This is a genomic window from Streptomyces sp. NPDC102406, assembly GCF_044765725.1.
Taxonomy (GTDB): domain Bacteria; phylum Actinomycetota; class Actinomycetes; order Streptomycetales; family Streptomycetaceae; genus Streptomyces.
Genome location: NZ_JBIWKP010000011.1, coordinates 161,107 through 175,441 on the forward strand (window position 1 = coordinate 161,107; position 14,335 = coordinate 175,441).

General features: G+C 69.2%; 14 protein-coding genes and 2 pseudogenes. 11 read left to right on the forward strand and 5 right to left on the reverse strand.

Going from position 1 to position 14,335, the window contains the following annotated elements; all coding sequences use genetic code 11:
• Positions 1-13 precede the first annotated feature (13 nt).
• Positions 14-430 (reverse strand): annotated as a pseudogene (locus ACIRF8_RS32000) (TetR/AcrR family transcriptional regulator); the annotation flags it as partial.
• 5 nt (positions 431-435) lie between these two features.
• On the opposite strand from ACIRF8_RS32000, the pseudogene ACIRF8_RS32005 reads away from it, so the two are divergent.
• Together ACIRF8_RS32005 and ACIRF8_RS32010 are read left to right on the forward strand one after the other, a co-directional pair.
• Positions 436-561, forward strand: a pseudogene (locus ACIRF8_RS32005) (zinc-binding dehydrogenase); the annotation flags it as partial.
• A gap of 253 nt (positions 562-814) precedes the next feature.
• Complete coding sequence (locus tag ACIRF8_RS32010) at positions 815-1,501, forward strand: dienelactone hydrolase family protein (RefSeq protein WP_404220531.1); 687 nt, start codon at positions 815-817, stop codon at positions 1,499-1,501.
• Positions 1,502-1,680: 179 nt separating this feature from the next.
• Here ACIRF8_RS32010 and ACIRF8_RS32015 read toward each other — a convergent pair whose 3' ends face one another.
• Both ACIRF8_RS32015 and ACIRF8_RS32020 read right to left on the reverse strand, forming a co-directional pair.
• Positions 1,681-2,607 carry a PIG-L deacetylase family protein gene (locus ACIRF8_RS32015; protein WP_404220534.1) on the reverse strand — a complete coding sequence of 309 codons (927 nt, stop codon included), beginning with the start codon at positions 2,605-2,607 and terminating at the stop codon, positions 1,681-1,683.
• Between the two features lie 253 nt (positions 2,608-2,860).
• A complete protein-coding gene (locus ACIRF8_RS32020) occupies positions 2,861-3,607 on the reverse strand; it encodes an SDR family oxidoreductase (protein ID WP_404220536.1) in 747 nt (248 codons plus the stop codon).
• A 147-nt stretch (positions 3,608-3,754) separates the two neighbouring features.
• Between ACIRF8_RS32020 and ACIRF8_RS32025 the strand changes: the two genes are divergently transcribed.
• The 8 genes from ACIRF8_RS32025 to ACIRF8_RS32060 all read left to right on the forward strand — a co-directional run bounded on the left by ACIRF8_RS32025 (position 3,755) and on the right by ACIRF8_RS32060 (position 12,023).
• Positions 3,755-4,357 (forward strand): TetR/AcrR family transcriptional regulator, encoded by a 603-nt coding sequence (locus ACIRF8_RS32025; RefSeq protein ID WP_404220538.1) that lies wholly within the window; start codon positions 3,755-3,757, stop codon positions 4,355-4,357.
• 807 nt (positions 4,358-5,164) lie between these two features.
• On the forward strand, positions 5,165-6,364 hold the full coding sequence (locus tag ACIRF8_RS32030; RefSeq protein WP_404220540.1) for an ATP-binding protein: 1,200 nt from the start codon (positions 5,165-5,167) through the stop codon (positions 6,362-6,364).
• On the forward strand, positions 6,361-6,759 hold the full coding sequence (locus ACIRF8_RS32035; protein WP_404220543.1) for a roadblock/LC7 domain-containing protein: 399 nt from the start codon (positions 6,361-6,363) through the stop codon (positions 6,757-6,759). The genes ACIRF8_RS32030 and ACIRF8_RS32035 overlap by 4 nt, the downstream gene beginning before the upstream one ends.
• On the forward strand, positions 6,756-7,145 hold the full coding sequence (locus tag ACIRF8_RS32040; protein WP_404220545.1) for a DUF742 domain-containing protein: 390 nt from the start codon (positions 6,756-6,758) through the stop codon (positions 7,143-7,145). The genes ACIRF8_RS32035 and ACIRF8_RS32040 overlap by 4 nt, the downstream gene beginning before the upstream one ends.
• Positions 7,120-7,725: a GTP-binding protein gene (locus ACIRF8_RS32045; RefSeq protein WP_404220547.1), complete on the forward strand. Its 606-nt coding sequence runs from the start codon at positions 7,120-7,122 to the stop codon at positions 7,723-7,725. Before ACIRF8_RS32040 ends, ACIRF8_RS32045 begins: the two co-directional genes overlap by 26 nt.
• The gene (locus tag ACIRF8_RS32050; protein WP_404220549.1) at positions 7,722-9,068 is read left to right on the forward strand and encodes a cytochrome P450; all 1,347 of its coding nucleotides are present in this window, start codon (positions 7,722-7,724) and stop codon (positions 9,066-9,068) included. Before ACIRF8_RS32045 ends, ACIRF8_RS32050 begins: the two co-directional genes overlap by 4 nt.
• A gap of 352 nt (positions 9,069-9,420) precedes the next feature.
• Positions 9,421-10,677, forward strand: a complete 1,257-nt coding sequence (locus tag ACIRF8_RS32055) for a tryptophan dimethylallyltransferase family protein (RefSeq protein WP_404220551.1) — start codon at positions 9,421-9,423, stop codon at positions 10,675-10,677.
• The gene (locus ACIRF8_RS32060; RefSeq protein ID WP_404220553.1) at positions 10,650-12,023 is read left to right on the forward strand and encodes a tryptophanase; all 1,374 of its coding nucleotides are present in this window, start codon (positions 10,650-10,652) and stop codon (positions 12,021-12,023) included. Before ACIRF8_RS32055 ends, ACIRF8_RS32060 begins: the two co-directional genes overlap by 28 nt.
• 267 nt (positions 12,024-12,290) lie before the next feature.
• On the opposite strand, the gene ACIRF8_RS32065 is transcribed toward ACIRF8_RS32060, so the two are convergent.
• Positions 12,291-12,872 carry a TetR/AcrR family transcriptional regulator gene (locus ACIRF8_RS32065; RefSeq protein WP_404220555.1) on the reverse strand — a complete coding sequence of 194 codons (582 nt, stop codon included), beginning with the start codon at positions 12,870-12,872 and terminating at the stop codon, positions 12,291-12,293.
• A gap of 142 nt (positions 12,873-13,014) precedes the next feature.
• Here ACIRF8_RS32065 and ACIRF8_RS32070 point away from each other — a divergent pair, with 142 nt between their 5' ends.
• Entirely contained in the window at positions 13,015-13,830 is an 816-nt protein-coding gene (locus ACIRF8_RS32070) for an SDR family NAD(P)-dependent oxidoreductase (protein ID WP_404220557.1), read from the forward strand.
• Positions 13,831-13,904: 74 nt separating this feature from the next.
• Here ACIRF8_RS32070 and ACIRF8_RS32075 read toward each other — a convergent pair whose 3' ends face one another.
• A complete protein-coding gene (locus ACIRF8_RS32075; protein WP_404220559.1) occupies positions 13,905-14,318 on the reverse strand; it encodes a MarR family winged helix-turn-helix transcriptional regulator in 414 nt (137 codons plus the stop codon).
• Positions 14,319-14,335: the final 17 nt, after the last annotated feature.

The following is a 14,335-nucleotide window of genomic DNA, read 5'->3' on the forward strand; positions in this document are numbered from 1 at the left end:
AGGGACAAGTTCCTCACACTTGTCGAGGAGGACAGGCGACCTCCCAGGCTGCCGCGATCATCCGGAAGATCTCGTCCACCGCGGCCTCGGGATCGGCCGCCGCCCGGGCCAGCGAGTAGGCGTCGATCACGAACCGCGCGATCGTCCGGCTCGCCGTTGCGGTCGGTGGCAGTTCGGGGTCGGCGGCGATGGCGGTTGCCAGCGTCTCCGCGTGGCGCAGCCGCATCGACTCCTCGTACCTCCGCGGGGCGGGTGATTCGTCGATCATGTGCCAGACCGGGGACGCGCTGGCCGCCGTGCAAGGTCGCACCAGGGCGTGGATCTCGCGACGCAGCGCAGGGGTGAGCGGCTCGTGTGGCGTCCGGTCGGCGACCGCCTGCGTGAGACGTTGCTCGAAGTCTTCGTCCTGCTCGAAGACCAGGGCCTCTTCCCGCCGACCTCATCTCGCGCGGAAAGCCCCACATTCCGATCGAGAAGTCATACACGCTCACCGAGGCCGCGGTGGCCCACATCGACAGCCAAGCCGGTCACACGCGCGGGCGCCGGGTCGTGGTGATCTGAGCTGTTTCCGACGCGGGCGGACGACACTTTCGGCACCACCCAGGGCTTGGCCATGGCCGTACCGGCCGAAGTTCGGTGCAACCGACCAGTCTCCGGTAGGCCAGGGCAGACACTTACCCGTGTTGCTCTGCCAACAGCAGATCAGCGGCCGGGCCGGGCTGAACGGTCACTACAGTCCAGCCTCATGACAACGACTACGGCGACTACGACGATTACGACGCGTACGGTCGAGTACCCAGCCGATGGTCTGACGATGAGCGGGCACCTCGCGCTCCCGGCCGGTGTCGACCGCCGCCCCGGGGTGCTGCTCGGACCGGAGGGCATGGGGCTCAGCGACGTCGAGCGCCGCCGGGCCGATGCTCTCGCCGAACTCGGATACGTAGCGCTGGCTTTCGATCTCCACGGCGGGCGCTACTTGAGCGACCCCGGGGAGATGCTGGCCCGTTGCATGCCCCTGCTCGCTGATCCCGGACGGATGCGGGGCATCGGCCATGCGGCGCTCGACGTGTTGCGCGCCGAGGCCCGGACCCAGCCCGACCGGATCGCCGCCGTCGGCTACGGCACCGGCGGCGCGATCGCGCTGCACCTCGGGCGCGACGGCGTCGACCTGCGCGCGATCGGAACGGTCAACGCCACTACAACGGGCCGACCGGGCGAAGCAGCACGCATCCGCTGCCCGGTGTGGGCAGGCGTCGGGTCCGAAGACCCGATCATGTCGCCCGCGCAACGCCACGCGTTCACCGCCGAGATGCAGGCCGCGGGCGTCGACTGGCGCCTCACGGTCTACGGCGGCGCCTTGCACGCCTTCCACCACCCGACGGTCGACCACCCCACGGTCCCCGGCGTCGGCTACCACCCACAACACGCGCAGCGCGCCTGGCGCGACGTCGTCGACCTGCTCACCGAGTGCCTCCCCCTGACGGACGATTCGAGGGCATGAGCGAGGCAAACACCTGTGTCAGGCTCGGGCGGCGTATCGCCTGGGACGCCTCAAGCGACGTGGACGGGTTCGGCAGATCAGGGCTTGGACGGTGAACTCCATCCCCGACGGCGCCCCCCGCGCACCCCCGGCGACGAACTGCGCTCAGCGATCCGGAAGACCCGGTAGGCGACCGGATGCTAGGACTGCGGCTTGCCGGCCTTGTAGTTGGAAGGCAGCGCGTACACGAACTCCCTCGGGTCGCTGTAGGCCTGCTCCAAGTGTTTGGGCACGCTGTGGTAGCCGGTGGTGTAGAGGTTCCGGCTCGGGTCCCACGTGTTGTACGCGAGGATCGCGGCCTGCTTCTTCTTCATGTGCGAGGACGGGATGTTGAGCACGTAGTCCGCGCCGCGGTCGCGGTCGTCGCGGCTGTACGCGTTGTAGGTGTAGATGTGGTTGAAGCGGACGTCCTTCAGCTCACCGTTCTTCATCAGGAAGTACGCGGCGTCGCTGCACGCCTTGTGCGTGGCGTTCGGGGGCTCCGCGTCGCTGTTCCTGTCGAGCCATCCCGCGGCGAACTTGTGCGAGGCGTTCGGGTACAGCTCGATGAGGTCGCGAACCTTGTTCCTGATCGCGTTGACGAGGATCGTGTAGTTCTCCTGCGTGGTCCATGCACCGTCGGGGATCTTGAAGTTGATGACCTTGTCCACGCCCATGGCCTTGGCCGACAACATGAACTCCGACGTACGCGCCGAGACCACGGTCGCATCGTCCTCCAGGTCCCAGCCCAGCTTGTGGTAGTGACCAGGGGCCGAGCACCGCTCCTTCAAGCCACACGCACCCTGGTTGAGGATGTCCGCGATACCTGAGTTCTCGCCCCTGGTCACCAGGACCAGGTAGACCGGTCTTCCAGCGGCCTTGTGCTCCAGGATGGAGCCGGCCATGCCGATCGCCTCGTCGTCCTGGTGCGGTGAGTAGAAGATCGCGGGGGCCGCCGCGGCGGCGGCGCTCGATGCACCCAGTGAGCCGTGCAGCGCGACGCCCGCGGCCGACAGTCCGGCGGCGGTCAGTACCGACCTGCGGGAAAGACCGGTTGGGACAGCGTCGTGGCGAGGGGTGACGGACATGTGGCGGCTCCTGGTTTCGTCGAGCGCCGCGCCCACCCGGCCGTACCTGAAGGATCGGCCGGGCGGCCGGGTGCGGCTTCTGCGTGTACCGCCACGTTGTCAGGGTCCGTTCCCGTCCGGCTAACGTCTCGCTGTCGCCCCGCTACCGCCCGTTCGCCCCTCCCTCGACACCTCACGACAGCAGGCTCGATGACTCCGCGCGCCACGGCCTGGTTGCGTCACGCAGCCATGTACCAAGCCCAGGGGCAGCAGTTCAGCGGCCCGTCGCCAGGTTCGCCCCGCCGGTGCAGTCCAGGACCATGCCGGTGATGAATCCGTTGGTGGCGAGCGAGTGGATGGCCGCCGCCACCTCCTCGGGGGTGCCGACGCGGCCGACGGGCGTCGTCGTCGCCAGCCCCGCGAACAGTTCCTCGCGCTGCTCCTGCGGTACGCGGCCCCACCACGGGGTGTCGATCACGCCGGGGGACACGGCGTTGACCCGTCGCGGAGCGAGTTCGACGGCCAGCGGGGGGACCATCGCTTCGAGCGCGCCGTTGATCGCGGCCAGGCCCGAGGTGCCGGGGAAGGCGGCGCGGGCGGAGGCGGCCGTGATGAAGGTGACCGAGGCGTGCTCGGCCAGTCGCCCCAAGGCGGCCTGGAGAACGCGCACTTGAGGCCAGAACTTGGCGTCGAAACCGTGCGCCAGTTCGGCGAGGTCGAGCTCGGCGAAGGCGCCGCTGCCTGCCGCACCGCTCACCGCGATGACCAGGTGGTCGATGGGTGCGACGGTGGCGAAGAAGGCGTCGATGTCGTCCTGGGCGGTGGCGTCCATGCGGTGCGTGGTGGTCTTGCCGCCGATGCGGACCACAGCGTCGGCAAGGCGCTTCTCGTCGCGACCGGTGATCGTGACCTCGGCGCCGCTCCGGGCGAAGAGTGCGGCCGTGGCCTCGCCGATCCCGGAGCTGCCGCCCATGACGACCGCGTGGGAGGTGGGAGTGGCGGAGGGTGTTGCAGAAGTCATGGTGACCCTGTCCTCGTGTCCCGATGGTTGCCAGCATTGACGAGACTGTCGGTCTCGGTAAAGTAAGTTTTGCCGAGACCGACAGTCTCGTCAAGGCTCCAGGGTGCGAAATCAGAGCGCGCGGGCCAGGCACGAAGGAGTGCGCGGATGAACGAACGAACGCAAGGGGAACAGCGCCCCCATACCGGCCGCCCCCACACCGGCCGCCGCCGCAACGAGGAAGCGCGCCAGGCCGTGCTGGACGCCGCCCTGCGGCTGCTCGCGGACGCGGACGGCGCGCCGGTCGGCGTGGACGCCATCGCGCGGGAGGCGGGGGTCGGCAAACAGACGCTCTACCGCTGGTGGCCTTCGAAGGGCGCGGTCCTGCTCGACGCCCTGACCAACCGCGCCGAGCAGCACGTGCCGCCTCCGGAACCCGGATCGCTGCGCGAGGAGCTGCGGTCGGTGGTGGTCGCCACGTTCGAGGGCGCGCAGTCGGCGCCGGTCGCACCCGCTTTGCGGACGCTGGTGCGGGAGGCCGCCCGGGACCCACATCTCGCCGATCTGATGCGGGAGTTCACCGAGACACGCAGAGCGGTGCTGCGCGAAGTGCTCGCCCGAGGACAGCGGCGCGGCGAGCTCGCGGCGGACCGCGACCTCGACCTCATGGTGGACCAGGTGTATGGCGTCTTCTGGTACCGCTTCCTGCTCGGACACGCTCCGCTGGGAGAACGCGAGGCGATCACTCTGGCCGATTCACTGGTGGGGTGAAGGGCGCGGAGGCGCGGCGCGCGAGTGGGGGCGGGCGTTGCGGGGCCGGAGTCCAGGAACCGATGCTTGACCCCGGCGTCATTGCCGGGTTGTCTTTGCCGGGTTTATGAACCGGATTACGTGGCACCTTGATCAGGTCCTGTCGCAAGGACGCGTCCGGCCCGCCGAGAGTGAGATCGGCGGGCCGGACGCCTGAGAGCAGCGGTCACTTCATGCCGTTCAAGGCAAGGTGGCCTCGTACAAGTCGCGTCCAGCCCATCTGCTTTCGCGGTGGCACCGACGGACACACTCTGCGGTTCCACGGACCGCTCACCGCCTGCGCAACTCCCGTCCGTGACTGCTCAGTTGCAGCATCACTTAGCTCACTGATGCGCCGACCGATCCGAGCCGCCCACCGATCCGAGCCGCCCACCGAGGCGGGCCGACGAGTGGCCGAATGTCACCTTGCCGACCTCCGTTCCGCCACATCGACCCTTTCGCGCCGAGATACGCCGCCAACCTGCAAGAAGCCGGTGATCACGCAGTTGAGCGGCTGTTGGCGCGTCCCGCCGCGACGGGTCTCCACCGCGCTACCACACCTTCTTCACTGTCATGAGCATGGGTTTTTCGCCAACGTTGCCACGGCGTGGCGCACTTGACAGGGCTTCATGATCGTCCGGTGATACGCTCCCGTGCACATGCCACATGAGCTTTCGCTCCGGCATGGATACAGCCAGGGGGGCTCTCCGGGCGGTGACGTCTGCCCACAGCGAGGGTCCGCTTGGGCAGATTCCGAGAGCTGGACTCCAGCCGCTCAAAGAGAGTCACATGACGAATTTTTGGCAGGATCCGACAGTCTGGGCGCTTGTCGTCGGCGTCGCTGTCGCCGCCACGGTAATCACGCGCCAGCGAAAAACGATCAAGGCGCTGCGCCGCCAGAAGCAGTCCCTTCAGGGTGAACTGACCGAATCGACGGGCAGTGTCGCCCACCTCGAGTCCACCGTCGCCGATCTGCGCAGCGGCTATGACGAGGTGGTCCGCCGGGCGAAGGAAGAGGCGGAGGACGCCACCAACACCGTACTGAAGTCGGCCATGCGGACGCTTCAGGGCCTCGCCGCGGAGCAGCAGCGGGCCATCTCCGGGTTGCAGAAGAAGTACGGTGACTCGGCCGTGTTGCGGGACATGCTGGACATCGACCACATGAACAGCCAGTTCAACCGACGTGCGCAGTCCATCGCGGTGCTGTGCGGCGGGTGGCTCGGTCGGCAGCGGGAGGCCGCGTCGGTCTATGACGTGATCCGCGGCGCACAGGGCCGTATCCGGCACTACCAGCGCATCGACATCGCCTCGCGGGTGGACTTCGCGGTGACCAGCCGCGCCGTCGAGCCGATCGCACTGACGGTGGCCGAGCTGCTCGACAACGCCACCAGCTATTCCGAGCCGTCCACCATGGTCGACGTCGAGGTGCGGACGGTGCCCAGGGGCATCTGCATCGTGATCGACGACGCCGGTGTGGGCATGAGCGAGGAAGAGAAGACGAACGCCACCGCCCTGCTGTCCAGCGGTGCCACGGTGAGCGTCTCGGAACTCGGCAACCCTCCCGCGTTCGGCTTCGCCGTGATCGGTGCCTTGTGTGCGCGGTTCGGGTTCACGGTCACCATCGACAGCACCTCTCCTTACGGCGGCGTTCGCGCGGTGGTGATGGTGCCGAAGGAGTTGTTGACCGAGATGCCGGAGCCCAAGAAGCCCACCACCACGCAAGAGGTCGACGCCGCCGCGGTGAACCGTGGTTCGGCTCCCGCGACGACTGAGGGCGGGCTGCCCCGGCGCCGGAACAAGCGCGGCATGGCGCTGGTGCCGGACAGTGACAGCCGGCCCGACGAAGCGCCGCAAGCCCGGTCCGCAGAGGCACGGGTGGCGGCCATGGGCGCGTTTCAGCGCGGCACACTCAGCGGCCGAAGTGCGGGGGTACCGGCCGCCGAACGCGATACCACTGCCGATTCACACGAAGGATTCGATGCCCCGTGAGCGACGACCTGTCCTGGATGCTTGAGGACGCGCTGAAGATTCCCCATGCCCTCCACGCGGTCCTGATCTCTGCCGACGGCCTCCAGATGTCCCGTACGGCCGAGATCGGCCGGGACGACGCCGACAAGGTGGCCGCCGCCGTGTCCGGCCTGCAGTCGCTCAGCCGGTCCGTCAGCTTCTTCTGCGGTGACGACGGAGTGAACTGGCGCCAGACCCTCATCGAGTTCGACGGGGGCTGGGTCTTCTTGAACGCCGCGGGCGGCGGCAGCTATCTCGCCGTGGCGGCGTCGGCCGAGGTCGACATGCAGGACATCACGTACCGGATGCAGCAGTTGGTCAGCCGACTGGGCAAGGCGATGTCGACCGGCCTCCGCGGCGACGCGGTCACCTCATGACGGATCCCGGCCGTACCGAGCCCGAGTTCGTGTCCGAGGCCGGAGAATTAGTGCGGCCCTACGTCATCACCCGTGGCCGTGACCTGCCGGAGGAGGGCGAGTTCGCCCTCATCACTCTCGTCACGACGGCCACCGACGAGCAGCAGCGCCCGCAGCGGCTCTCGCCGGAGGAGCAGCAGATCCTGGAGATGTGTTCCAGCGGCTACCTCTCGGTCGCTGAGATCGCCGCGCATTCCCAGTTGCCGCTCGGGGTGGTCAAGGTGCTGCTCAGTTCCCTCGCCGAGGGGGGCTATCTCGTGACCCGGGCGCCGGTGCCCTCGGCCCGTCTCGCCAACAAGGCCTTGCTTCAGGAGGTGCTCGATGGCCTCAAGGCTCTCTCTGTCTGAGGACGCGTACGTGCGCAGTGGCGCACAGCAGACCGCGGTGAAGATCCTGGTCGTCGGGCATTTCGCCGTCGGCAAAACGACTCTGATCGGTTCTCTGTCCGAGATCACCCCGCTGTCCACCGAGGAGCGGATGACGACGCTCTCGGAGCGCGTCGACGACCTCAAGGGAGTCCAGGGGAAGACGACCACCACCGTCGCCCTGGACTTCGGTCGCCTGACCCTCAGCGAGCGCGTCGTCCTGTATCTGTTCGGGTCCCCCGGACAGCAGCGCTTCGTCAACCTCTGGGACGACATGGCCCGTGGGGCGCTGGGCGCCCTGGTCCTGGTGGACCCCGAGCGCCTTGCCGACTCCTTCGATGTCATGGATCTGGTCGAGAGCTATGGCCTCGACTTCGCCGTGGCCATCAACCAGTTCGACGGCAGCACGGTCCACAGCCCGGAAGAAGTCCGGGAAGCGCTCGACCTGCTGCCCGACACCCCCGTCGTCACCATCGACGCGCGCGACGAGAAGTCGTCCGTCAACGCGCTGATCGACCTGGTCCGTTATCTGCACGAGCGCGCCGATCTGGAGCACGCATGACAACCCCCTCCGTACCTCCGCCCGGCTGCCCCGCACACGGCAGCGGGCAGCGCATACCCCTGGACAGCGCGGAGTTCGCCGCCAACCCGCACGCGTACTACCGCTACATGCGCGAGCTCGGCCCCACCGCGCCGGTCACCATCGCCCCCGGCGTGGAGGCGACGCTGGTGACCGACTACAACGCGGCCCTGGAGCTCCTCCAGGATTCGACGACCTTCCGCAAGGACTCACGCCGCTGGCGCGCGCTGGCCGAGGGCCGCGTCAGTCCTGACAGCCCGGTCCTGCCGCTGCTTGCCTACCGGCCCAACGCGATGTTCACCGACGGCGCCGAGCACGTGCGCCTGCGGCAGGCCATCACCGACTCCTTCGCCCGCGTCAGCAACAAGCGGCTGGGCCGGATCGTCAGCCAGGCCGCCCAGTTCCTGATCAACCAGTTCAGCGCCCGCGGCAGCGCCGACCTGCTCAGGGACTACGCACAGCAGCTCCCGCTGTACGTGTTCAACGAGCTGTTCGGCTGCCCGGCGGAGATCGGCGACCGGGTGCTGTTCGGTATCTCCGGCATGTTCGACGGGGTCAACGCCGAGCAGGCCAGCCAGGTCCTGCTCGGGGCGGTCGGCGAACTGGTGGCACTCAAGCGCGCCCAGCCCGGCGAGGACATCACGTCCTACCTGATGCAGCATCCAGCGCAGTTGAACGACGAGGAGTTGGCCCACACCCTGGTGCTGCTCCTCGGTGCGGGCGGCGAGCCGGAGGGCAATCTGATCGGCAACGCCTTCTACACGATGCTGACCAACGAGGAGTTCGCGCGCCTCGGGCAGTTCGACAAGGCCCTGGACGACACCCTGTGGCGCAATGCGCCGATGTCGAACTACGCACCCCATTACCCGGTCGCCGACACGGACGTGGCCGGTGACAAGGTCCTCGCCGGTGAGCTGGTCCTGGTGTCCTTCGGCGCCGCCAACACGGCGCTCGCGGACCGGGGCGCCGACACCCGCGGTCACCTCGCCTGGAGCGCGGGCCCGCACGCCTGCCCGTCGAAGGACCCGGCACGGCTCATCGCCCTGACCGGCCTGGAGGCGCTGTTCAACGCCCTGCCCGATGTCGAACTCGCGGTCCCCGCCAGCAGCCTCGCCTGGCGGCCCGGCCCCTTCAACCGGGCCCTGGCCTCCCTGCCCGTCCGTTTCAGCGCGGTCACCCCGCGCCCCGCGGCCGCGCCCGAGCCGACGGCCGTGCCCCGCGAGCAGGCGTCTCACGTCGCGCCCACCCCCTCGCCCGCGACGCCCCAGCCCACCGGCAAGCCCGGGCGCTGGAGCAGTTTCATGAAGTGGCTGGTGGGTCAGTAGCCCGCACCCCCTGTGATGCATGTGACACAGGCAGTTGATGTAGCCTGCATGAAAGATCAACTTCCTGGGTAGGACGGCGCGGAGTGTCTGGAGTGACACAAGATGAAGGAGAGGCAGTGGACCTCGCAAGCACCTCCGCGCCCCGTTCCGCAGGCGACCGGCCGGGCCAAGGGCGCACCACCCCCAGCAGACGGAACCCGTGCGGGGGCGGCGACCCCGACCAGCCGCAGGACCGAATACCCGCCGCGCCAGGCAGCGGCCCGGCCCTCGCCCCGTCCCTCGTCGGCGGAGCACACCCCCGTGTCCCCGCACCGTCCGGACGCTTTCCGCGCCACGACGAGCGAGGCACACGATGACCTCGCTGCCGGGCCCCGGCATACCGGCGACCGGCACCGGTGAGACAACGCTCGGCGACCACGTAATCGGTCAACTGCGCGGCCTGGGCGCCACGGTGGGCCTCAGCGAGGCAGACACCGAGTTGTACGGACAGGTCCTGCTCGACTCCCTCGCGGGCGCCGCCCACCGGCCGCTGTCCCTGCCTCCGGCCTCGCCGACCTTCCTCTCCGACGACCACAGCCCCGTCGAGTTCTCCCTCGCCGGCACCGCGGGCGCCGCCCCGGCGCTGCGGGTGCTCGTGGAGCCCGGGTGGGCCCACGGCGACATGGAAGGCAGTGCACGCGCCGGGCTCGACGCCGTCCGCGCGATGGCCGCCCGCTGGCACTTCTCCACCGACCAACTCGACGCCCTCGCCGACCTGTTCTTCCCCGCTGCGGCCCAGGGGCCACTGGCCCTGTGGTACGCGCTCGACCTGCGCGCCGGAGGGGTCCCCGGGGTCAAGGTGTACCTGAACCCCTCGGCCTCCGGCCCGGAACACGCGGCCCGCACCGTGCGCGAGGCACTGCGGCGACTCGGCTACGACCGGGCCTTCGCACAACTCCCCCCGGCGGCCGGCTATCCGTTCCTCGCCCTGGACCTGGGCGCCTGGAAGTCCCCCCGCGTCAAGGTCTACGTGAGACACCCGCGGATGTCGGCCGACGACGCCTGCGCGCTCAGCCGTACCTCCGGAGCCGCGGCGGCCGACATCCGCTACTTCTTCCACGCGGCTGCGGGCTCCCTTCCGCCGTCCGGGCACGACGGCGACGACACCCTGCGGCTGATACGTCGACCCGCGCTCACCTGCCACTCCTTCACCGAAGGGGACAGCGACCCGAGCGGCTTCACGCTCCATATCCCCGTTCGCGATTACGTGCGCGACGACGAGGAGGCACTCGCCCGCGCGACGGCCCTGCTGACCCGGATCGGCATGGACCCCTCGGTCCTGACCCGCAGCCTGGGAGCGCTCACCCAGCGGCCACTCGCCGATGGTGTCGGGCTCATCGCCTACCTGGCCCTGGTGTACGAGCGCAACCGGCCTCCCCGGATCACCGCCTACCTCAGCTCCGAGGCCTACCTCGTCCGGCCGCCGCAGGAGCAGTACCCGCGCGGCACCTGGATGCCTGCGCAACCCACCCGGAACGTCCTGGACCTCGGGCACCAGGCCGTCGGCCACGTCAGCCCGCACACCGCACAGAAGGAAGTCACGTGGAGCCCTACCGCATCAAGGTCGTAGAACCGCTTGCTTTCACCACCCGGGAGGAGCGCGAGGCCGCGCTGAAGCGGGTCGCCTACAACCCCTTCGACCTGCGGGCCGACGAAGTCACCATCGACCTGCTGAGCGACTCCGGGACCGGTGCCATCTCCGCGGACCAGCTCGCCGCGGGCATGCAGGGCGACGAGTCCTACGCCGGCAGCCGTTCCTTCTACCGGTGGCACGAGGTCGTCTCCGAACTCACCGGCTACCCCCATATCCTGCCGACCCATCAGGGCCGCGCGGCCGAGCGCATCCTGTTCTCCGCGCTGCTCAAGCCGGGCACGAGCGTGCTGTCCAACACGCACTTCGACACCACCCGCGCCAACGTCGAACTGACCGGCTGCCAGGCCTACGACCTGCCCTGCGCCGAGGCGAAGGACCTCGACAGCGACTACCCGTTCAAGGGCAACATCGACCTGCTCGCCCTCGAACAGGCGCTGGAGAACGCGGACCGGGCGCCCGTGGCGGCCGTGCTGATGACCATCACCAACAACGGTGGCGGGGGCCAGCCGGTCAGCATGGAGAACCTGCACCGCACCGCCGAGCTGTGCCGCCGCCACAACGTGCCGATGATCCTGGACGCGGCGCGGTTCGCGGAGAACGCCTGGCTGGTGACCCAGCGCGAGCCCGGCTACGCCGACCGCACCCCGCGTCAGGTCGCCGAGGAGGCCTTCCGCCTCGCGGACGGCTGCGTCATGAGCGCGAAGAAGGACGGGATCGTCCACATCGGCGGCTTCATCGGCCTGAAGGACCCCGACCTCGCCGAGCGGTGCGGCGGCCTGCTCATCGCCACCGAGGGATTCACCACCTACGGCGGCCTGTCCGGGCGTGACCTCGACATGATGGCCCGCGGCCTCCTCGAAGTCACCGAACCGGCTTACCTCGCCGAACGCGCCGACATAGCCGCCTACCTCGCCGCACGCATCCGCGAGGCCGGGGTAGACATCGTGGAACCCTCCGGCCTGCACGCCCTCTACGTCAACGCCGGGCGGCTCCTGCCCCACATCCCCCCGCACCAGTACCCCGGCACCGCACTCGTCTGCGAGCTCTATCTGCGCGGCGGCATCCGCAGTGCGGAGCTGGGCAGCCTGTACCTCGGGGAGGAGGACGAGGACGGCAACCCCGTCAAGACAGCGCCCTACGAGCTCGTACGACTCGCGCTCCCCCGGCGGGTCTACACCCGTAGCCACTACGACCACGTCGCCGCCACCCTCGCGGACATCGCGAAGAACCCCGAATCGGTGCATGGCTACCGGGTGACGGGCCAGTCGCCCATTCTCCGCCACTTCAGCATCAAGCTGGAGCCCGTACAGTCCGGTAACTGATCTCCGGTAACTGGTCTCCAGTGACTGATCTCCGGTGGCGCCTCTTCTCCGATGCCACTGACTCGCCCTGAACTCTCCAACCGCCTGTCGGCGCAGGATCGTTGTCCTGAGCCGACAGGCGGCGGCGCACGTACGCCACCACGCCGACAAGCCCAGCGCGGAGCGACGGGCAGCGGTTGAGCACCACTCGCAGGTCCCGGCGAGCGGGCATCGTTCGAGTTCAGGGCGCCGTACGAGACCAGGGAGTCGTCCGGGTCCGCGGCGAGCTCAGCCGCGCGGGCCCGCGCCACGCAGCAGGGTGTCGATGATGCGGGCGGCGAGGGCGTCGGTGTCGAGGTCGGCATCGTCCGGGTTCCCGCGCAAGGACTCCCCGAGGAGCGCGTAGTAGACCCGCCGCAGCCAGTGAAGGTCGGCTGCCTCGTCGATGAGCTTTTCCGCCCGCGCCCGTTCCAGCACGGTGATGCAGCGCCGGCCGATGTGCTCGTGCAGAGCGGCCGCTTCGCTGCCGGGATCGGCCGGAAGCTCCAGGGCGAAGGCCCAGGCGCCCTTCACCTCCAGCACATTGGCCGTGATCCGGTGCAGCGCCACTTGAGGAGGGGCGGTGTCCGGCCGACCGTCCTCCACGGCCTGGACGAGCTGACGGGCGGCCGATGAGGCCAGGGCGTCGATCAGCGCCTGCCGGTGGGCGAACCGCCGGTGGATCGTCGTCCTGGCCACCCCCGCCGCCGTTGCGATCTGCTCCATCGACGCGCCGGGATCCGCGGAGAGCACGCGTTCGGCGGCCTCCAGGATGGCGCGCACACTGCGCTCCGCGTCCGCTCGCAACGGTCGTGCCGCTGTCTCACTCATGGAGCCTCCAACTCGTCTGCTAGACCTCCAAAACGATACACGCCTGAGCCAACTTCGCCTTATCTGCAACTCATCTGTTGCAGGTAAGGCAGATCTCTGTACTCTTCTGTCTCAGATTCTCGTCGAGCGAAGGAGACTTCCCATGCATGCCGCAGCGCTCATCACCGGTGCCTCGTCGGGTCTCGGAGCCGAGTTCGCCGCACAACTCGCCGCCCGCGGACACGATGTGATCCTGGTGGCACGCTCCGAGGACAAGCTCACAGACCTCGCCGAACGCCTCACCAAGGAACAAGGCATTCGCGCCCACGTCCTGGTCCAGGACCTCGCCGAGCCGGATGCGGCCCGCCGGATCGCCGACCGTCTGGCCGAACGCGGCCTGAGCGTGGACCTGCTGGTGAACAACGCGGGATTCGGCACATGCGGTCGCTTCGAGGAGATCAGCGCGGAGCGTGACCACGACCAGCTCATGGTCAACGTCGTCGCGCTCGTGGACCTCACCCACGCTCTGCTGCCCGGCATGCTGGAGCGCGGCACGGGCGCGGTCGTGAACGTCGCTTCGACCGCGGGCTTCCAGCCCTCCCCGTACTTCGCCGTCTACAGCGCGGCCAAGGGCTTCGTGCTGAACTTCGGGCTCGCCCTGCGCCAGGAGTACCGCGGGCGCGGCATCCGCGTTCTCACCTTGTGCCCCGGCCCGGTCGACACCCCCTTCTTCGAGGCCATCGGCACCCGCAAGGCGGCCGTAAACGGTTCGATGACCACGCCACAGCCGGTGGTCCGTGCCGCCTTGCACGCCCTCGACCGCGACCGCGCCTACGTCACCCCCGGACTCGGCAACGCACTGTCCGCGCACCTCCTGCCGCGCCGGCCGCGCGCCCTGGTCACAGCCCTCGCCGAACGCGTCACCCGCAAGGTCCTCAACCCCGCGACCACCGCCCCGAAGGCGGAGAACGTCGCCTGAGTCCAGGAGTTCCGCGTCGCAGGCCCGTCGCACGAACCGGCCGCCGACCGCGCCGGCTCAGGGGCCCTTGTGCGTCACGCGCCCTCGGTGAGATGCCGCAGCGAGCGCAGCAGTTCCGCGCGTTGGGCCTCGTCGAGAGGTGCGAACAGGTCTTGCAGTACGCCGGTCGACAACCGTCGGCCTTCCTCAAGCGCCGCGCGCCCCGCCTCGGTGAGAGCGTGCTCCAAGCGTCGCCCGCGGCCTGCGGACCGGGCGATGAGGCCGGCGTCCACCAGCCGGTTCGCGAGGGTGCCGAACGCCTGGTCGCTCTGGAACGTCGCGACGGCGAGTTCATGCCCGGAGGCGCCGGGCATCCGCTCGATGGCGCGCAGGGCATCCCATTGGACGAGGCTGACCCCGATCTCGCGCAGTGCGGCATCCATCGTGCGGTGGTTCCGGTACTGCGCGCGCTTGATCGCCAGCCCGAGGGCTTCGAGGTCGGTCGTCATGGTGCTACTGTATCAAC